Genomic DNA, 19,858 nt, shown 5'->3' on the forward strand with positions numbered 1-19,858 from the left:
TTCGCAGAGTTAGAACAGCGAAGCATAGTCAACCTTAGGGAAGACGGTGAGCTTACCGCCGATGGTGGCGTCCAGCACCTGGCGGCCGTCGGCTTCGTAGGCCTGGCGCGCCATGGCGTACGAGATTTCAGAGGTGTCCAGGTCGGGCAACTGCCAGCGGAACCCGGCGCCGAAGTAGCCCGCATTGAAATGATCTTTGTCTTCGCCTTGGGAAACCACCGTCGTGTTGGGGGAGCCCTTGGCGCTGAAGTTGTGATCTACGCCAATCAGGATCACGGTTTCAAAGCCCATGTAGTAGGCCAACTGCAAACTAACGTAGGTGACCGTGGCGCCTTCCCATATACGGCGGCGCGCATCGGTGGCGAAGGTTGGCCCGTCATAGGTGCTGTGCAGGAACATGGTGTGCTGGTCTGGCTCAATAAAGCGGCGCGAGCGCCACGAGAGGAACTTGGGCATCTGCAATGCCTGAATTTCAGGCACGGTTTGTTCGATGACCAAGTCATTGACGCATACAAAGTAGCTAGTGGCAAAACCCCACTCTGGAAAGGCCAGATAAACGCGGTTCATGCCAAAGGTGAGCTCATCTTTGAGCTTGCTGACATCTGTGGTGCGCAGACTAGGCCCATTGCCGAGGATAAAAGCGCGTTTGCCGCGCTGGCTGTCTTTGAGGGCCGCCAAACGGGCCATGCTCTCGCGGCGCCAGGGATGCAAGTACGCGGCCGGCCACGCTGCGGCATGGCGCATGGCCAATAGGCCGGCGCTACCCGCCTGCCACAGCGGCTGCGGAGTCAGTTGTTTGATGCGCTGTTTGAGGGAGCTCATTCTGTGCTGAGGCGCGCCAACGCGCCGCCATCCACCACCAGAGATTGCCCCGTGATATAGCCTGAGGCTTCGCCATCCCCCAGGAAATAGATGCTGCGCGCAATCTCGTGCGGCGTGGCCAGGCGCTTCAGCACCACCTTGCTGGCCAGGTCATCCTTGCGATGCTGCACACCCTCGCCCTGCACATGGCCGCGGCTGAGCCCAGCTTGCAGCATAGGCGTATCGGTAGCGCCGGGCAGGATGGCATTGGCGCGCACACCGTCCTTGGCGAACTCGATCGCCATGGCACGCGTCAGCGCCAGCAAACCGCCTTTGGAGCTGGCATAGGCGCCAATATCCGCGGAGGTGGCGAGTGCGTGCACTGAGCTGACGTTGACCACCGCCCCCTGGGCTGCAGCCAACGCGGCATACAAGCCGCGCGCCAGCAGGAAGGGTGCGCGCAGGTTGATGGCATGCACGCGGTCCCACTCGTCTACGCTGGTGTCCTGCAGGGACTTGGCTACTTGCAGTGCGGCGTTATTGACCAGCACATGCAGCTGGCCGCCCAGTTGCTGGGTGAGCTCATCCACAACGGCATCCACTTCGCCAGCGGCGGCGAGGTCAGCTTGAATAAAGGTCACACCGTCTGGCAAAGGAGATTCAGGCTGAGCCTGGTCTATAGCCCAGACGCGGTAGCCCTGCTGGTGGTAAAGCTCTACACAGGCGCGGCCGATACCGCCTGCAGCCCCAGTGATTACGACGTTACGAGTGCTTGCCATAGCGTGATTTTAGCGGGGCGGATAGTCTGCCGGGTCTAAATCAGCGGCGGGAATTCCCAGCCCATCTAGGAGATTGCGAATGGTATTCCAGTGCACGCGTTCCCAGGAGAAGGGGCTGGCGTTGGAGTTATGCGGGGCGAGGAGCACATTGTCCATTGTGCGCAGCGGGCTGTCAGCGGGCAGCGGTTCATACTCGAAGACATCCAGCATGGCGCCGGCCAGCCTGCCCGCCTGCAGGGCCGCCACGAGGGCCGGCTCATCCACCAGCGGGCCGCGCGCGGTGTTGATCACCACGGCATGCGGCTGCAGTTGAGCAATCGTCTCAGCGTTGAGGATGTGATAGCTGGTGGGGTTGAGATCAGCATTCAAGCTGACAAAATCAGCTTGGGCCAGCAGTTCCTCCAGCGAGACCATGTCTACACCGGTCTCTGCCAGGAAGCTGGCGGGCACCTCGGCAGTATCGTAGCCCAGCAGGCGCATGCCGAAGCCACGCGCACGGCGGATGACGGCTTTGCCGATGCGCCCGACGCCGATGACGCCCAGTGTGCACTCGAACAGCGAGCGGCCGGGCAGCTTGCGCCATTCGCCGGCCTTGATGGCCTTGTCTAGCCAGGGGGTCTGGCGCGCAAAGCTGAGCACACCAGCCATCACTGAATCGGCCACCGGGTCGGTGAAGGCATCCGGTGTGTTGCGGATCTGGATACCCAGTTCGGCCGCGGCCACCCGGTCGAGCGAATCAATGCCGGTGCCCCACTTGGAGATCACTTTCAGACGCGGGGCGCAGGCGGCCAGTACCTCGGCGGTGTAGCGGTCATCGCCGCACACCGCGCCATCAAACTGGCCGGCGTACAGCAGAATCTGCTCGGCTTCCATGCGCTCTTCAACCTCGGGCACGATGAGCTCCAGGCCGTACTTGGCGAAGACGGGGCGAAAGCGCTCCACGGTGGGGAGCATGTAGGGGGCGGAAAGCAAAATGGTTTTGGTCATGACGTCTTTTGTCTCTGTTGCATCAAAAAGTCAGCAATTTGGAAATCCAGCTCTTCGTCAATATCCCAGGCTTCATTGCGCGGGATGGGGAACATCAGCGGGGCTGCGCCAATGCGGTGGCCGTGCTCGGCCAGGCTGGCGCGGCTGAAGATGTAGATGCACGAATTCTCTTCGTAGATGGGCGGCAGGTCTTGCGTACGCAGCAGCTCTTTAGGATTGTGATTGACCGCCTTGCCATCGGCATCGTAGAAACGCGTCTGCAAACCGGTGACACTGAACAGTGAGTCTACGCCCGGCAAGGCTTTCACGAAAGCATCTATGGCGCGGTCGATCGTCTCGGCGCGTAGCAGCGGATTGGTGCTGTGGGTCTGCAAGTAATACTCGGCAGGAATCTGGGCCGTGTCATGCAACAAAATTTCGTTCATGGGCACTTCGCCAGCGCGCAGATGTTCCGGGCGCTCGATAACGCGTACCGCGGGGAAATACTCGGCCAGCCCAGCTTTAATGCTGGGGCTGTCCGTATCCACGGCGATCTCGGCAATGCCAGTGCAAGCTTGCAGTGCGTGCAGGATGTGATGGAAGAGCGGCGCGCCAGCCAGCGTGCGGTAGTTCTTACCGGGCACGCGCTCAGACTGGTCACGCATGGGAACGAGGGCAACGATTCGGGGTGTGCTCATAGGCTAGGCTGACTTATTGCGGGCTTTGTGGCGGCCCGTTGGAGCTGGCTGCGGCTCCAACGAATCTGGTGGATAGTAGAAGACTCGCTTGAGCTGGCTGCTGGGCTGAGCCGGGTCACGGTAGCCGCGGTAGGTGCCCCAGTATTGCAGAAAACGAAAGCGCGGAATGTTGATGAGCTGGCGCAAAAACTGGCCTTGGCGCAGCGCAGCGGCGTAATCCGAGAGCGTGGTGCGCACGAAGAGGCTCAAGAAGTTGAGGAAGCTGAAGGTACTCGCAGGCAGGATTTGGCGCAGGGCTATCGCCTCACGGCGGTGACGATTGATGATCTGGGCGGCGGTCTCATTGTGGATGTGATACACGCCCGCTTCGGCCACATAGGCAATCGTGTAGCCTTCGGCGTGCGCCCAACTGGCCCAGGCCAGGTCTTCCAGCCCGGTCAGCTCTTCATCAAAGGGCATGGCGCGCCATAGGCTCTTGCGCACGGCGGAGTTGGCGTTGTTGGCAAAGCCATGCGGCTGCTGCAAGTTGGAGTGTTCGGGGAACCATTTGCGGAAGTGCTGGTTCTCAGAAAATTGGCTCTCATCGGTGCCGCGCTGCTTGCCATAGGTCATCGCCACCTGCTTATCGGCAAAGGGAGCGACGAGCTTGGCGAGCCAATCATCATGTTCAGGAAAGACATGTGCGCTGGCCAGCACCATCACATCCCCGCTGGCCTTGCTAATACCCAAATTGAGCGAGCGGCCAAAAGTGAAATCCTGCGGCTTGATGTGCACAATTTTGGCCTTATGCTGGCGCGCAATCGCCAGCGTGCGGTCTGTGGAACCAGAATCGACCAGGATCACTTCGGGATTACGCAGGCTTTGGCGCGCAATGGCGCTCAGCAGGCGGCCGAGGTGCTTCTCTTCATTGAGGGCACGGATGATGATGGAGACGCGCAGCGTCTTTGAGTTGCCTTTGGGTTTGCCTGAGGGCATTTAAGAATCTTACCAGCGCACTCAGGGTAGATGCGAGCCGCCAGAGTGCGGGTCTGTGGGCTGCGGCGTATCGCTGAGGGATACCAGCCCTTTTTCAATCAACAAGGCAATCACCTGCCACACATCCTGAAAACTGATGTGCAGCTCATCGGCAATATCGGCTACACGGCGTGTGCCGTCACAGCGATCCATGATCTCAAAACGGCGCTTATGCCCGGCGGCATCGCTCTTGTAGTCCACCCACAAGCCGTAGCCGGAGGCGAAGACCTCGCCCTTGAAATGATTGACTACGTAGCGATTGTGTTGGAAGGCCTGAATGAGCTCCAGCACCAACTCCACGGACTGCTCCAGACGCGTGTGCGAAACAATGGCAGGTGTATCCAGGCTGGAGTGGTATTCGGGGTACGGGGCAAAGCGCGAGGTGGGCAAATGCGGATTGACCACGCGCGAAAGTGACAACATGGGCACGCGCACGCCGGGGGCGTTGAACTGGCGCTCGTCATTGTCAATCACGGTGCGGAAGCCGCCCACATAAGCGCCGGGCTCGTGCCCTGCCAGCGCATTCACCAGCGCGCGGTCGGGCGCGCTGAGCGGCTGGAAGGATTGCTGCAGCGCGTGGGGTGCATCATTGCCCAGCATCTCCAGGAACAGGCCGCCGAGCATGTTGGGGATTTCGTCCTCGTGTTGGCTGAGGTAGGCAATGGAGCCTTGCGTCTCCGGGAAGATGAGTAGGCGCACGCCGTAATATGGCTTTTCGCCGCCAGCCGCGGCCGCCAACAGGCGGCGGGCCACTTCGACGCCAACCACCACGCCGCTGAGGTCATCATTCACCATAGCGGGATGGTCAAGATGCGCCGCCAGCACAAAGTTCTCCGGGCGCTGGCCGGGAATATATACTTCGCCAATTTTTAGAGAGCCGGGCGTAAATTCTGAACGAATAACGACGCGGTACTTCTCATCCGTCAGCGCATCGCGCAGAGTCTGGGTAGCACACAGGCCCCAGTCACGTTGGTAATACTTGAAGACATAGGGAATCGCGTCGGGGTTGGTTGCATGCACATGCAAGTGCGCCAGCAATTCATCACGGCTGACCTCGCCTTCAAATGGCAACGAATACGAGACAACGTGCAAGGGGTGGTTTGCGTAATCCAGCAGGCGGCGGCCATCCAGCGTTTCGATGTAGGCCTCGTGACAGGTCCACTTCTCGGGCACGGTCCAGCTCCACACCTTGGTGCCGCTGGGCACGGCGTGGATGGTCATGGGCACTTCCTGCGCCAGGCGCTCCAGGGCGCGGTCGTAATCATCCGAGAGGAGATCACGCTTGAGGAACCACAGCTCCTCGATGAGCTGCATCATGCTGGCCATTAAACTGTCTCCGGGCGGTTGGCTACCAGCGCCCACGGGTCAACACGCAGCAGCGCGTCAGTAGCGGTGACGAAATCCTGCAGGCGGCAAACAGCAAGCGAACCGTGATTGAGCTGCACAGACTGCCAATCCGCCGAAGCCTGCAAGGCGGCCTGAATAGGTGCCAGATGCAACTGCGGATTGATGTCCATATCGCGCACAAACATGCGGTAGCTGCGCGGCTGCCATTCGCCACCCACATTGACCTGGCCAGGGAACTCTTTCCAGTAGCGATACGGCACCGCGGCGCGTTGCTCGCTGTAGTGCACCATTGAAGCAGCCTGAATATCGGCGCCGAGCAACAGCAGCTTGAAGTCCGCCTGCAGCATGTGGTCAAAGGCTGAGCCATCGTCAAAGGCGGAGGGTGTATCGCGGTCAGCCAGTGTATCGGCGGCAGCGCCCAGCGCGGCTAACGATTGCATCGGGTGCAGCGTGCGGCGGGCAGCGGGTTGCTGGCGCACGAATTCGGAGAACACGCCCATGCCTTGCGAGGGGGTGCTGGCAGGGTCGTATTGGCCAGTCTTGGCGAATTCAAACGAGAAGGTGGGGACTACTAACGTGCCGTGCGGGCCAATCAGCGCCTGCAACGAATCGAGATATAGGCTCAAGCCGCCATCAGGCTTACCGAGGAACTGCACGGCGGAGTGCACCAGCACGCCGTCTCCGGCTTGCACGCCAAGCGCATGCAGCGCGCCATCGAGCTGCTGGCGGTTAAGCGTAGCCAGCGCCATCACAGCCTCTTGCGCACCAGAGTGAGGTCGGTAGCGAAGCCTTGTTTGTGCCAGAAGGCCAGCCCGTCATCATTGCCGGCCTGCACCTGCACTTCTACCGAATGCACCTGCAGCTCGGCAAATTTTTGCATGGCGGCCTGTACCAATTGTGCTGCCGCTCCCGCACCGCGGGCGGCGGGCTGTACGAAAAGGTCGCTGATCTCGCCGATTTGCTTGCCACCCAAATAGGCCGGGCTTTGCTTAACACGCGCCATCAGGAAGCCCACTGCGTCACTACCCTGCTCCGCCAGCCATAGAAAACTAAAACGCCCTAGGGTGCGCTGAAAATTCTCAGCCCACAACTGTGGCGCATTATCTACTTCAGGAAACATGAGCCCCAAGCTGCGGTGATACGCATCCAGCTGCTGCCACAGGGCGGCGGCGGCGGGCAGGTCTTCTGCGCCCGCGTGGCGGATGCCTACTCCCATGCACGCGCCTCGCGCACGATGGCGGGCCACTGCGCCGGGTCAAGGCCGTATTGCGCCAGGAAGGCGTAGGCCATGCGCTCCAAGCCGAAAGCCACGCAGCCGGTGTGCGCCGGCTTGCCATCCGGCAGCGTGATGTTCAGGTGGCGGCCGAAGAAATCCTGGTGATAGTTGTACGAGCCCACGGCCAGCGTGCTGTCTTTGAACGGCAGGCGGGCGCGAATTTCATATTTCAGTTGGAAGGCATTTTGGAAGGCGGCTTGCTTGCGGAATTCGCCAACAAAGAAGGGGTCATTGGCGCTCTCTACCATGTAGGCCAAGCCCAGCTCTTGCAGCCAGGGGGTTACTTTCTTGCGTGCCGCCTCGCGGTTATCGAGCACGTATTCCCGCGGGCCAACAAAGATCACTTCACGCATGGTGAAGTCCCACAGGCGCTCCAGGCTATTGAGGTTGCTCGACTCGTAACGGAAGCAGTGGCCCACGGCGGTAGCGGCCAACTGGCCGCCCGGCAACGGCTTATCCGCCAGGCCGAAGTAGAGGTGGTAGCACACGGCGGGTGAGAGTAATGCCTGAATTTTGGAGAACGACTCCAGCGAGGCGCTCAGGCCGGCCGGTTCGTAGACGGTGTTCTCAGCAAAGTCACTGATGATGTGCAGGTCTTCGCGCAAATGGGTGGCAAAAGTAAGTGAGTGCGGGAAGGCGCGGAAGTAATTCACGCGCCCCAGCATCTGCGCCGAAATCAGGGTCGGGAAACGCTGCGGCTGGGCGCCAAATTCGGCAGCCAGCTCCAGAAAATAGTCTTCAAAGACGCCAATTAGGTTGGCCAACAGCGGGCCAAAACTATAGACGCCGTTGGTCTGCTGGTGCACCTCGCCGCGCTGCTCCAGCTCAGGCATGGGGTCGGCCGCATAGGGCACGGCGCGCTGCAAGTGATCCTCCAGCACCTCCACTTTGGGCTTGGAGGCGCCGCTGGCCATGTCTTGCACCACGCTCTGCACTTTGGCTTCCAGGTCAGCGGGGGCCGTCGCACGCAGCTGCAGGTCAATGCGGCTGCCATCGGCGGCAATGCTGGCCGAGGCGATGGCTTCATCTACATAGGCCAGCTTGGCCTGCACCTGACCCACGAGATGGGCGGGGATGGGAATGACCGGTGTAAGGGTCAGTTGCTCAGCCATGCTTGCTCTGGATGTGCTCGAGGATGGCCGGCACGCTGATGAGGGCACTGATGGTCTCGGCGGTGATCTCGATACCGAAGGCGGTTTCGAGCGCCACCATGAGGTCCATATGCCCCATCGAATCCCAGGCGGGCAACTCGCCAAACTGGGTGTCTGCGGTCACCTCTTCAGGCGCTAGCTTGAAAACATCCGCAAAAACGGATTGAAGTTTTGTGAAATGTGCGTCTTGCATGCCTGTCTTATACCAGAAAGGGCTTGTGTTCCACCACGCCCTCATAGATGGCGCGGATGGCAGGTACATTGGCCGCGCGCAGCGCATCCACATCAAAGTCAGCCAGGTTCACATAGCCCATGCTGGTGGGCTGCACGAAGCGCTCAAAGGGCAGGCTGGTTTTGAAGAGCTGGAAATACAGCACACGCCGTGCCTCGTGCACAAAAGCGGCTGGCTGCGGCACTTCGGCGGCGGCCAGGAAGCGCTGTGCCTGCTGCTGGTACTCGGCCAGGCTGGCCGGGAAATACAGCGTGGGGTATTGCGTGTAACGCGCCGCCCCCGCGCACAGCGCGGCCTTGCCCATGATGGAGGCTTCCAAGCCGATCGAGGAGTTGTACAGCATCACGAAGTGGGCCTTCTCGATTAACGCGTACGAGTCAACAAATTCTGTAGGCGGAATGAAGACCACATTGGGCAGCGCTTCCAAACCGCGGGCGGCCACCCACTCGGCTACGCTCTGGCGGCTCTGCTTGGTGGAGCCGGGGCGCATTTCGTCTGGGTGAGCGCGCAGGACGAACAGGGTGCGCGGGTTGGCACGGATCAGCTCTTCTACATAGGCCAACCAGGCGAACATGTCTGCGAACAGCACATTGGCATGCACCTGGCTGGTGTCAAAGATCACATTGGTAAAGACCGGCACCAGCTTATCAAACTGCGCCGCTTTAGCGAGAAAGCTTTCGTCGAGGGCCTGAATATCACGCCAGAAACGGATGCCTGCCATGCTGAAGTCGCCCTTGAAGCGGCGGCTGAGATACGCATCCAATTTTTGATTTTCAGCATCGCTGAGCTGGAACTCAGCAGGGATATCCATCGGGTAGGCAGTGGCTTCGCCATCGGTGAAGAAGGCGGTCAGTGGCTGCAGGCCCACCTCATGGGTGATGACGCGCAAACCGCGGCGTATGGCTATCTGGCGCGCCACGGCCTCGGGGAACATGATGCCGTTGAACACCACCGCTGCTTGTAAGTCCTTGCCTTTGATAAAAGCGCTGAATTCACGCGCTACGTTGTTAGCCGAAAGGATGTACTCGCGCAGCAAAGTGCGCGTGGTGTCATCGTCTACCAGATCGTGTCTACGCAGCGCCCAGCGCAGCGAAGGCAACACCAGCTGCCCCAGCGGCAAACCGCCGTGCTCCACGACTAGCAACTCTTCGAGGGTCAGGCTTTGCAAGTGTGCGTGCAACTGACTGTCTGCTGCGTACCCAAACCAGCGTGCATCGGCACCAGCGTACATGCGGCGAGACTGCGCCACGCAGGCCGCGCACGGCGGCGCCTGCCCTGCATTATCTGGATCAGTGCCCAGCACGCAGCGGCTCATGCCGGCGTTGCACACAAAATGCAGAATGGGCACACCTTCCAGACGCAAGCCCCATGAAGCCAACAGCGAGAAAGCCGCATTCTGGCTGAGGTGGCCTAAACGTGTAGAAGCGTTGAAGAATACGACGGGTTTGTGGGCGCGGTGCTCCGCCGCAGCCACGGCGCGCGCGCTACGCGCCAAGCGCACTCGGCTGTTTAGCGTGTGGAGTTTGTTGACTATTCGCTTGAGCACAATGAACCCAGCCGCCACTGGCGGCACATGCTATTTGGCGCGGCGTAGCTTCTCGCGTGAGGGTAATTCACTATCGTACACACGCTTGACGCCATCACCCAGCGCCTGCTCGGTGACACGGATGTACTTCACCAGCTTCTGCAGCCCACCGGGCTCCACCGAGGCGGCCTGGTCGCTGCCCCACATGGCACGGTCAAGGGTGATGTGGCGTTCAATGAAGCAGGAGCCCAGCGCCACGGCCACGGCGGAGAGCACCAGGCCCACTTCGTGGCCGGAGTAGCCTACCGGGCACGGGAACTTGCTGCGCAGGGTTTCAATCATGCGCAGGTTGAGCTCTTCTGGCTCGCATGGGTAGGTGCTGGTGGTGTGGGTGAGCATCGTATTGCTCATGTCCACATGGGGAATGGCCTTGTCAATCTCTTCCATGGTGGACATGCCAGTTGAGAGCACCACCGGGCGGCCAGTCTTGCGCACATGGTCGAGCAGCGCATGGTCGGTCAGTGAGGCTGAGGGAATCTTGTAGCAGGGCGTGTCAAACTTCTCCATGAAGTCAACGGCTGGCTCATCCCACACGGACACGAACCAGTCAATGCCTTTTTCCTTGCAGTGAGCATCGATTTCAGCATACTCTTTCTCGCCGAACTCGACCTTGTTGCGGTACTCCATGTAGCTGATATACCCCCAGGGGGTCTCACGCATCTTGTCGCGCTGGTCTGGCGGCACGGCCAATTCAGGCGTGCGTTTTTGGAACTTGATGGCATCCGCACCGGCCCATTTGGCCAGGTCGATCAACTGCTTGGCCGCTTCCAGGCTGCCGTTGTGGTTGATGCCAATTTCACCGACGATATACACCGGGTGGCCATCCCCCACCATGCGATTGCCAAGCTTCAATTCTCGAGTCATTCGTTAGTCCTTTTTGGCGTTTATCGCCATGATTAAATCACAAAGCTCACGCACTGCGCCATGCCCGCCTTGCTGGCTCAGGCGTTGGTCAGCCTGCTGCAGCACCGCCGGGTGCGAATCGGCTACGGCCACCGCACAGCCGGCGATGGGGAAGCATGGCAGGTCATTGGTGTCATTGCCGAGGAACACCGTGTGCTCGGCAGCAATATTGAGTTCGGATAGCAGTTGGCGCAGGGCCTCACCTTTTGCTTTGATGCCCTGGCGGTGGGCGATGCCCAGCTTCTCGCAGCGGCGCGCCACCACCGGGTTTTCCTCACGCGAGAGCACAAACACTTTCACGCCGGTCTCTTGCAGTTGGCGCAGGCCCAAACCGTCGCTGCGGTTGGCGGCAATCGATTCTTTGCCGTTCTCATCCACCCAGACGCGATTATCGCTGAGCACACCGTCAAAATCCAGCACCAGCAGCTTGACCTGCTTGGGGTACGGGCGCGGCAACGGGCCGGGCCACACGGCATCCAGCTCGCCGGAGGTAGCCAGCCACTCGCCGCGCTGCCAGTCACTCATCGTGTCAATATCCACGGTGTAGGCCGGGTCTACCATCACAGGCAAGATCACATCCCCACTCATGGAGTGCTTCTTGAGGATGACCGAGCTGCGAATGGCATCCACATGGCCGGTCTGCCAGTAGGTGGCCGGCAGCTGTTGGCGCGGCGCGTTGTAAGGCTCAGCGATGCCCCTGACCTTCAGCAGTGGCTGCATCACGCCATCGGCATCCACGCGCCACATCTTGTGGGGGTTTTGTCCGCTGGGCACTACGCCGCGGGCCGAATCGGCCTTGGGATTCTTGAGCAGCAACTGCACGGCCTCATCCACTAGGCCACGCGGGCGCAATGGGGATGTGGGGCGCAGCTGCACAACGATGTCTGGCTTATAGCCCTCGTTCTTGGCGAGCCAGGTCAGGGCATGCTCAAACACGGGCAGGTCTAGCGTATTGTCCTGGGCGTGCTCTGCGGGGCGGATGAAAGGTGCCTCGGCGCCTAAGCCGCGCGCAATCGCCGCCATCTCTTCATCATCAGTAGAGATGATCGTACGTGTGACGGTTTCTGCCTGCAGGGCGGCGGCGATGCTGAAGGCCAGCAACGGGTGCCCAGCGAACAAGCGCACATTCTTGCGCGGGATGCTCTTGGAGCCGCCGCGGGCGGGAATGATGGCAAGGACTTGAGGCTTCTTGGATTTCATACTTACCACGCCGTCCAGCCACCATCTACAACCAGATTGGCGCCCGTCATGTAGCTGGAGGCATCCGAAGCCAGGAACAGCAGCGCGCCGTTCATTTCATCCTGATTGGCCATGCGGCCCATGGCGGCGCGAGCGGAATAGGCTTTGACGAATTCTTCATCTTGCGTGTTGCGTACCCCACCGGGGGTGAGGGCATTGACGCGGATATTTTGTGTGCCGTAATACGTAGCCAGGTATTTGGTGAGCCCGAGGATGCCCGCCTTGGTGACGGTGTAATCCACCGGCTTGAAGGAAGGCGGCTGGCCCTCGCGCTGGTAAATGCGCTGGTCTGGCCCACCCAGGCCATAGGTGGAGCAGATATTGATGATGGCGCCGCGGCCCTGCGAGAGCATGTGCGGCACGCTGGCCTGGCTGAATAGGAAGGCCCCGGTCAGATTGACGGAGAGCGAATTGTTCCAATTTTCCAGGCTGTAGTCTTCAAACGATGAGCTGTGCTTGCCCGCTTCGCCCGCATCAAACTTGGGGTCCAGTGCGGCGCTATTGACCAAGATATCCAGGCGGCCAAATGTATCGAGGGTGGTTTGTACGGCGGCTTGCACCGCGGCCTTATCGCTCACATTGCACTGCACCGCCAGGCTGCGTTCGCCGAGCTCGGCCTGCAAAGCAGCCAGCGCGGCGGGGTTGAGGTCTACAAGGGCTACAGAGGCGCCAGCCTGCACCAGAGTGCGGCAAAACTGCTTACCCAACAAACCGGCAGCGCCAGTGACCAGAGCCACGCGGCCAGTGAGATCAAATGCAGATTGAATCATCGTGGTGGGCATAGGGCCTCTACGTATTACCCCTGCAAACAAAGCGGCCTGTTTTGCAGGCCAAGCGGGATTCTATCATGCCCGCTCCAGCTGCACGCGTGCCCCGGCATCATGGGCGTGGTGCGCGGCCAGAGCAATCTCCAGAGCGCTGATACCGTCTTCCAGGCTGCACAGCGGCTGCGCCGACCCTTGTGTCACCTCCAAAAAGTGGCGCGTCTGGTCAATAAACAGGTGATTGCGCTCAAAACCTGCTTCAAGGGCAAACTCGCGCTGCTCACCAGTGGCACTGATTTGCACGAGAGCACCGCTGGCGGCGTTCCATTCCAGGCGGCCCTGGCTACACACGATCTGCAGCGTGTGGCTGGGCGGCTGCTGTACGTAATCCAGGTGTACACTGCCTAGCGCCCCGTTGGCAAACTGCAGGCCCACTTCGGCCTGATCTTCCACAGCAATCTCCAGCTCACCGCTGCGCGCCAGCGTGGCCCATACGGAATCCACTTCGCCGAGCAGCCAGCGCAGATAATCAAACGGATGGCACAAGGTGAGCACCACCCCACCACCCAGGTCGGCGCGGGCACTGTAACTCTTGCGATAGTCTTCGTAGGGGTGCCAATTGGGCAGGTATTCGCCCCAATGGGCGCGCGCCGAGAGCACGCGGCCGAGCTGGCCGGATTGCAGGATCTCGGCTGCTTTTTGCAGTGTGGGGTGGAAGCGCCACTGGAAGCCCACCAGGATGCGGCTGCCGCCGGCTGCGGCGGCCTGGCGCAGCTCATCTAAGCGCGCCAGGCTGTGGCTGATGGGCTTCTCCATCAGCAGGCTGCAGCCCTGGGCCGCGGCAGGAATGGCCACGTCCAGATGCAGCGCGGTGGGATTGGAGATCACCACAGCATCGGGTTTATATGCCAGCGCAGCTTCTACGCTGTGTTCCACGGGATATTCAGCCAGCTCACTAACATCCAGCGTGCTGTTGTTGCTGCGTAGGAAGACAAAATCCTTCACGCCGAGGGCGCGTAGATTATTGAAATGGCGTTTGCCGATCGAGCCATAGCCGGCAATAAGGATCTTCATCCCCAATCGGTTCCCACTTCGTAGCCCCATTTGAGCAGCGCTTTGTCAACGTTCTCTTTGAGGATGTTCTTGTCACCGGGGGTGAAGAATTGGCGCCACACCGCTTGTGGGTTTTTGTCGAGAGCCAGCTCTTCGTCTTGAGCGATCTCTGCGCTGACCTTGGCTTCGAGGCCATCGGCCTCCAGCCCAAGGAAGGCCCACACCTTGGCCAGCATGTCGAAAGGCCGCGCCAGCAAGTCCTCATAGCGCAGCGAATAATAGCTCTCGCCATAGAGCTGGTGGCCGAGGCGGTCTGTCTCGCTCACGCCATTAGCCCAGTGACGCGTGGCTTCAGAAAGCCAGCCGGGGGCAAAGATGGCTACGTTGTCAGCGGGGCGGCTGCGCTCACGGCGCGGGTTGGCGGTAGCGCCGCCGGTGAGCTCTTGCAGGCGTTGCTTGACGAGCACATCACGCCCATCGCGCACAATGTGAATGAGACTGGCATCCGGATACAGGTGGTGCATCTCTTGTACCGCGCGTCCGCCGAGCTCATTCTGGCTTTGGTCACCGGCCACACGTTTGCCCAGCGGGTGCGCCTGGCGCTCTAGCAGAAAATCGGCCATGGCGCGCAACGCTGCCGGTGAGAGCGCGGCGACCGCCGGCTCTTCAGATGGGGTGAAGAGCTCACTCAGCACTGGGCGGCGCGTGAAGAAGTGCGCTCCAGTACCGCAATACAGATCAGCATGGAGGTTCAGTAGCCGCGCCAGCACGCCGCCGCCAGAATGCGGCTGCCCGAGCACGAAGAATTTTTGGAGCGGAAAGAATTCTTTGACCTCAGCCAGCTCGGCTGCAGAAAGCGGCGGCAACGTGCTGCCTTTGGCAGCCGCCTCATCGCCCGTGATGGCGCGCAGGGCTTTGCGTAAAGGCGAACTCATGCGCGGCCGCCTGCACGCTGGCCCAGGCGCGAAAGCAAGTAGGCGCCAGTACGCTGGCCGGCGCTGGCATCCGTAAAGGTGCATTCGCGGGCAATGAAGGCAGCGCGCTCGGCCTCATCAGCGCCTGGGTGCGTGAGATAGAAGTTGAGCGCCTCACGCAACTGTGGCACGTCGTAGGCTACGCGGCCGGCCGATGAGTTGCGGAAGCGCGAATGGGTAGGCCAATCACCAATCCGCGAGAGCGGCAGGGTGAACTTGCCCGGCCAGCCCACGGGCGAATCGATGCAGGCGCTCACCACGGGGGTCTTATGGGCCGAGGCCTCGACCACCATGGTGGAGTACACGGTAACGAACACATCGGAATGCGCCATCATGGACGATTTCTCGTGCATGTCTTCCCCTGAATAATGGCCTAGCGAGCCGCCCAGCGCAACCGGCTCCACCACATGAACATGCGGGTACTTTTGTGCCAGGGCGAAGATGGCTTCGCGCTCTTGGGCAAAGCGCGGCACATCCATAAAGTGGTTGGGGTGCAAGCGCACCAGCAGTTGGCTGGGCGCGGCCAGCTGGTCACCGGAAACCAACTCGGCCAGTGCTTCTACATCTTGAATGTTGGGCGAGAAGGTGATAAAGCTGCTGGCAAATGAAATCAGCTTGCGCTGCGGGTCAAGCCCGTGCGTCTTGAAATAGTCTGGGCGCGGCAGCACCCACTCCTGCTTGAAGTAGCCATCGTAAGAGGGAATACCGCCAATGTGCACGCGGGCTGGGTCCCAGTCTGAGCCGTCTATCAATTCTTGCTTCTGGATCTCAGACCAGCAGGTGATCCAATCTACCGGCGCCCCGGGCAGGCTGTAGCTGCTGGAGTTATCCCAGCCAACGATGACTGCAGCCGTGGGAATGTTGTGGGCGGCGGCTTCACGCAAAAGGTAGCGGTCAAAACGCCAACCCGGCGTGCTGGCAACGACCAGACTGGGCTGGTACTTGGCGAACAGGTCGCCATAGATATCTGGCGTAAAGCGTTGCTGCAAACCGTGCAGCCAACGGCGGGCGGCGCGGCTGCGGCGCAGCACAGCCACAAACAGCTCCATAAAGGGGAAGAGCAGTTTGCGGCGGGCATGCGCCTCGGCCTTGACTTGGTGGATGTAGCTGTCCACCGCTTCGAGATTAATGCGGTTAGACGCGCCGGCGCGGCGCAAGAAATCCAGCCACCACTGTTTGCCATAGGAGACCGTGTGGAAATAATCCTTGGCTTGCTTAAGGCGCAGGCCCTCAATAATCAGGCCGGGCTGAGCAAAGCGCTCGCGGATGCGATCCACGATGTCATCATCGGTAAGTAGGATGACTTCGGCGCCACCGTCAAGCAGGGTGCGCAACACATCGCTTTGCAAGAAGTAGACGATGGCAAGGCCGTGGTCAGCGCTGATAAAGATACGTGGCTTCATTTTTGTGTACGGTGAATGCGGTCAAAGGTCCAGCCGTTGAGCCACTGCAGCAGCTTGCGCAGCGGCGGCCAGGCCCAGAAGCTGGCTGCACGCGTGCGGTGGGCTGTTGCTGGCAAGGCCAGCGAGCTATCCAGTAGGTCGCCGGCGGCTGGCAACTGGTTACCCATATGCTGCACGTGCCACTCTGCCGTAGAGAGGCGCAGGAAGCCGAGGGCGTTGATAGCTTCATCCAGCAGGCGCACGCGGCCCATCGGCTTCTCTGCCGGGATGGGCAGCACCTGCTGCAGGATGCGCTTACGCGCCATGAACTGGAAGTGGGCCGCGCCCACCCAATACTGCCGCTTCTTATAGCTCAGGCGCACGGCCTTGTTGTCTTTAAAGAAGGCGCGGCCATGCTCCTCGCTATTGCCCAGGCTGCGGGCGTGCTTCCAAAAATCATCCCAGCTAAACAGCGCGCCAGTTTCCAGTTTGGCGCCGCGTTGGGCTTTAGCCCATTTGACCGTAGCGGTGGAGTATTTTTGCGGGGTGAGCATGGGCATGGCTGTCACCATGCCGGCTTGTGGCAGCGTGCGCAACGCATCGAGGCTGCTAGGCAACCAGCCTTTGTAGAAGTACACATCCGCATCGGCATAGGCGATGAACTCACCCGGGGCGGCGGCGAAGCAAATATTCCAGGCGGCCGGCTTGCCCAGATTGCGCTCCGACAGGGTCAGGTACTGAATACGGCCAGCCGTCTGTTCGGCCAGCAGATATTCGCGCACCTCGGCGCACGAGCCGTTATCGAAAACCATCAGGTCGTAAGCACCTTCGGTGTTGGCATGGAGGCTGCCCAGGCATAGCTTGAGCAATTCCAAGCTATGCGTGTAATAGCCGCTTAGGAAGGGGATATAGCTGATGACCACTACCGTCACCGGTGCAGGCGGAGCAATGCTCTCGACCGACTTAATGGGATTCTGGCCGACGCGCATGCTTAGCGCCCCCCGAGGGCGAAGCGCAGGTTACGTACCTGGCGCATGATGCGCCAGCGCAGGCTGCGGTCTTCGATGGCATTGGGTTGCAAGGCGCGCTCAATGCTGCGCAAGGCACGGATGGCAGAGAACGGCGCGCGGCGCACTTTGCCGTTGACCAACTCATAGGGCACATCCAGCAGCATGTACATGTTGCGCATACCGCCACCGAGGATGGTGTTCTCGTCTGTCTCTACATGGCGCTGGTGGCCGTGGGCACCTTGCAGGTGCGAGTAATCATGATTTTGATGCACGATGTCTATCTCAGCGGTGCAATCTACCGCTTGCCAATTGCGCTGGTTGGCTTCGTACATCATCCAATTATCCCAGCCAGCGCGGCCGATAGCGAAGGGCGGCATCTCGCTGTACAGGTGGCGCGGAAAGGCGAAATAGTCACTGCCGCCACGCGTGTGCAGCGTGCCGCGGGCTTGCATATCCGCGCGCAGGTTTGCATCCCAACCCGCCGAGAACTCCAACGGTCGGGTGAGATCCAGATCGTAGCGGCGGCCCAGCAAGACAAACTCTGGCGCCTGGGCGGCCACGGTGTGCAGCGTCTCTAGCAAGCCGGGGTAGAAAATAATGTCAGCATTGACGTAAACCAGATATGGAGCGGCGCTATTCTGGCGCGCGGCGTCAAAAATGGCGCTGACCAGTGGTGTTCCGTGTGCATTGGCGGCCACACTGGGTACATGCTTGACGCCAAACTCGGCGGCGGCTTCTGCAATACCTTCGTCATCCCCCACCAGCACGATATCGACAGCATCGCCCAAGGCCAACCACGAGCCCAGTGCATTGCGCTGGATGGTGGTGATATGCGGGTCACGAAACGGCTTGGGAGCCGTAAAAATACACAGTTGCTTCATCGGCGGTCATCTACCTGGCGGTAGTCCTTGTGCTGCACGCTGGCATTGATGTTGGCCAGATCTGGATTGGCTTCAAACAAAGCCAAGATGTCTTTCCATGAGAAGGTGTCATCCGCAAAATGGCTGGCAATGGCGCGGGCCAGCTCAAGATCCTCGGGTGTGTCTACCGTCCAGCGCAGGTTGCCATAGGCTGGTTGCTGGGTAAATTCAGCGATGCGGAAGCGCTCGGGATGCTCATAGAAGAAGGGCATGACATGCTCACGCTGGTGCGGTTCTTGCGCCTCACGCCAGGCGGTTTCGAGCGCGGCACGCGTGCACAACTCTGCATCCAGACCGATGGGAATGGTGCGCCCTTGCGGCAGGCGGTTGGCAGCAAAATCCAGCGGCGGGTCCGCGCTGACAAATTTTTGCACATACTCGCCCAACAAGCCGGGGTCAATAAAGGGGCAATCGGCGGTGATACGCACAATGACGTCCGCTTCGGTTTCTCGCGCAGCTTGCATATAGCGGTCGAGTACATCGTGCAGGCTACCGCGCACGCAGGGGATGCCCTGCTCGGCGCAATAGGCCGCCAGCGGGTCATCCAGCTCCCCACTGGGTGCGGCGACGGCCACCTGGTGGATGCCGGCGGCGCGCTGCGTGCGGCGCAGCACCCAGGCCAGTACCGGCTGGCCGTGCAGGTCAGCCAATACTTTGCCGGGCAGGCGGCTGGAGCCCATGCGTGCCTGGATAATGGCGACGACTTTGGGCGTGCTCATGCCACCGCCAATTCATAGGCGCGTTGCAGGCCCAGCTTATTTTTTGCCCAGTCGGCACGTTGTTCGGCACGCTGGCGGGCGCGCTGCCCGATGGCTTGTAAGTCAGTGTTTTGCATCGCAGCCACAATCTTATCGGCAAGTGCGGCTGAGTCACCCACTGGGAAGAGCCAGCCTTGCTCGCCGGCTTCTACCCATTCGCGGTTGGCGGGAATATCAGACACGAGGGCAGGCAGCCCACAGGCCAACGCTTCCATTAGCGAAACTGAAGAACCATCACTGCGTGAGGCACTCAGGTACAGGTCGGCTGCGGCGTAATAGGCAGGCAAGTTGTCTTGAGCAATATAGCCGGGCATGTGGATACGATCGGCAAAGCCGGAGGCTTTTACCAGCGCATGAATGCGTGGCGCCAGGCTGCCGCCGCCGGGCAGCAGCAGGCGCAGCTGCGGTTGGCTGGGCGCCAGCGCCAGGAAAGCGCGCAGCGCGGTCTCGGTATCGTAGACAGGCTCCCAACTGCGCAAGTGCAGCAATACGAAAGCATCCTGCCAGCCCAGTTGCTGGCGCAGCGGGCTATTTGCCTGCGGCTGGAAACGCTGCAGGTCAATGCCCCACGGGAAGATGACAGCACGCGCCGGGTCGAAGCCCAGCTCTGCGGCAGCATCCACCACGGCCTGACAGTCGGCAATCAGCACACGGGCGGCACGCAGAGCGGCGCGCGTTTTGTAACCAGCTAGCCAGTTGCGCTTTGCAGTATAGAGAATGTCGGAGCCCCAGCTCATGGCCACCAGAGGCTGTGCAGTGCGCGCCTGCCAGGCGCAGGTATGCAGCGGGCCAGCATGCACAACATCCGGCTGGTATTGGCGCGCTACATCCGCCACACGGCCGCGCACCAGCTGCACGTCAGCGGGCAACTGCTCCGCCTGCACGCGCTCCGGGGCGGTGCACAAAAACACACAGGTGTGTCCCGCCTCTGCAATTGCAGCAAGGAAGCGGCGGTCATGTGGGCCGTGTTGTTGGCTGACGTACAGGACTTTCATGCAAACTACCG

At 60.7% G+C, this 19,858-nt stretch carries 21 protein-coding genes; all 21 read right to left on the bottom strand.

The annotated features are described in order from the left end of the window. Positions 1–9: 9 nt before the first annotated feature. On the bottom strand, positions 10–744 hold the full coding sequence (locus KF821_05980) for a DUF115 domain-containing protein (protein ID MBX3005361.1): 735 nt from the start codon (positions 742–744) through the stop codon (positions 10–12). A gap of 74 nt (positions 745–818) precedes the next feature. After that, a complete protein-coding gene (locus KF821_05985; protein MBX3005362.1) occupies positions 819–1,580 on the bottom strand; it encodes an SDR family oxidoreductase in 762 nt (253 codons plus the stop codon). A 9-nt stretch (positions 1,581–1,589) separates the two neighbouring features. Further along, positions 1,590–2,567: a phosphoglycerate dehydrogenase gene (locus KF821_05990; GenBank protein MBX3005363.1), complete on the bottom strand. Its 978-nt coding sequence runs from the start codon at positions 2,565–2,567 to the stop codon at positions 1,590–1,592. After that, positions 2,564–3,244, bottom strand: a complete 681-nt coding sequence (locus KF821_05995) for an acylneuraminate cytidylyltransferase family protein (GenBank protein MBX3005364.1) — start codon at positions 3,242–3,244, stop codon at positions 2,564–2,566. Before KF821_05995 ends, KF821_05990 begins: the two co-directional genes overlap by 4 nt. A 3-nt stretch (positions 3,245–3,247) precedes the next feature. Continuing rightward, positions 3,248–4,219, bottom strand: a complete 972-nt coding sequence (locus tag KF821_06000) for a glycosyltransferase family 2 protein (protein MBX3005365.1) — start codon at positions 4,217–4,219, stop codon at positions 3,248–3,250. A gap of 21 nt (positions 4,220–4,240) precedes the next feature. Next, positions 4,241–5,575, bottom strand: a complete 1,335-nt coding sequence (locus KF821_06005) for a DUF4910 domain-containing protein (GenBank protein MBX3005366.1) — start codon at positions 5,573–5,575, stop codon at positions 4,241–4,243. Positions 5,576–5,583: 8 nt separating this feature from the next. Then, on the bottom strand, positions 5,584–6,354 hold the full coding sequence (locus KF821_06010) for an AAC(3) family N-acetyltransferase (protein ID MBX3005367.1): 771 nt from the start codon (positions 6,352–6,354) through the stop codon (positions 5,584–5,586). Next, positions 6,354–6,821 carry a GNAT family N-acetyltransferase gene (locus KF821_06015; protein ID MBX3005368.1) on the bottom strand — a complete coding sequence of 156 codons (468 nt, stop codon included), beginning with the start codon at positions 6,819–6,821 and terminating at the stop codon, positions 6,354–6,356. Before KF821_06015 ends, KF821_06010 begins: the two co-directional genes overlap by 1 nt. Then, entirely contained in the window at positions 6,812–7,993 is a 1,182-nt protein-coding gene (locus KF821_06020; GenBank protein ID MBX3005369.1) for a hypothetical protein, read from the bottom strand. Before KF821_06020 ends, KF821_06015 begins: the two co-directional genes overlap by 10 nt. Next, positions 7,986–8,225, bottom strand: coding sequence for an acyl carrier protein (locus KF821_06025; protein MBX3005370.1), 240 nt, complete (start codon positions 8,223–8,225; stop codon positions 7,986–7,988). Before KF821_06025 ends, KF821_06020 begins: the two co-directional genes overlap by 8 nt. A 7-nt stretch (positions 8,226–8,232) precedes the next feature. Next, complete coding sequence (locus tag KF821_06030) at positions 8,233–9,759, bottom strand: hypothetical protein (protein ID MBX3005371.1); 1,527 nt, start codon at positions 9,757–9,759, stop codon at positions 8,233–8,235. 81 nt (positions 9,760–9,840) lie between these two features. Continuing rightward, entirely contained in the window at positions 9,841–10,713 is an 873-nt protein-coding gene (locus tag KF821_06035) for an N-acetylneuraminate synthase family protein (protein MBX3005372.1), read from the bottom strand. A gap of 3 nt (positions 10,714–10,716) precedes the next feature. After that, positions 10,717–11,952, bottom strand: coding sequence for an acylneuraminate cytidylyltransferase (locus KF821_06040; protein ID MBX3005373.1), 1,236 nt, complete (start codon positions 11,950–11,952; stop codon positions 10,717–10,719). A 2-nt stretch (positions 11,953–11,954) separates the two neighbouring features. Beyond that, positions 11,955–12,773 (bottom strand): SDR family oxidoreductase, encoded by an 819-nt coding sequence (locus KF821_06045; protein MBX3005374.1) that lies wholly within the window; start codon positions 12,771–12,773, stop codon positions 11,955–11,957. Positions 12,774–12,836: 63 nt separating this feature from the next. After that, a complete protein-coding gene (locus tag KF821_06050) occupies positions 12,837–13,829 on the bottom strand; it encodes a Gfo/Idh/MocA family oxidoreductase (GenBank protein ID MBX3005375.1) in 993 nt (330 codons plus the stop codon). Next, positions 13,826–14,743 carry a sulfotransferase gene (locus KF821_06055; GenBank protein ID MBX3005376.1) on the bottom strand — a complete coding sequence of 306 codons (918 nt, stop codon included), beginning with the start codon at positions 14,741–14,743 and terminating at the stop codon, positions 13,826–13,828. Before KF821_06055 ends, KF821_06050 begins: the two co-directional genes overlap by 4 nt. After that, entirely contained in the window at positions 14,740–16,185 is a 1,446-nt protein-coding gene (locus KF821_06060) for a hypothetical protein (protein ID MBX3005377.1), read from the bottom strand. Before KF821_06060 ends, KF821_06055 begins: the two co-directional genes overlap by 4 nt. Then, positions 16,182–17,153 (bottom strand): glycosyltransferase family 2 protein, encoded by a 972-nt coding sequence (locus KF821_06065; GenBank protein ID MBX3005378.1) that lies wholly within the window; start codon positions 17,151–17,153, stop codon positions 16,182–16,184. Before KF821_06065 ends, KF821_06060 begins: the two co-directional genes overlap by 4 nt. Before the next feature lie 2 nt (positions 17,154–17,155). Then, entirely contained in the window at positions 17,156–18,055 is a 900-nt protein-coding gene (locus tag KF821_06070; protein MBX3005379.1) for a hypothetical protein, read from the bottom strand. Next, positions 18,052–18,813, bottom strand: coding sequence for a glycosyltransferase family protein (locus KF821_06075; GenBank protein MBX3005380.1), 762 nt, complete (start codon positions 18,811–18,813; stop codon positions 18,052–18,054). Before KF821_06075 ends, KF821_06070 begins: the two co-directional genes overlap by 4 nt. Then, entirely contained in the window at positions 18,810–19,847 is a 1,038-nt protein-coding gene (locus KF821_06080; GenBank protein ID MBX3005381.1) for a glycosyltransferase, read from the bottom strand. Before KF821_06080 ends, KF821_06075 begins: the two co-directional genes overlap by 4 nt. Between the last annotated feature and the right edge of the window lie 11 nt (positions 19,848–19,858).

Source organism: Anaerolineales bacterium (assembly GCA_019637755.1).
Lineage (GTDB): Bacteria > Chloroflexota > Anaerolineae > Anaerolineales > UBA11579 > JAMCZK01.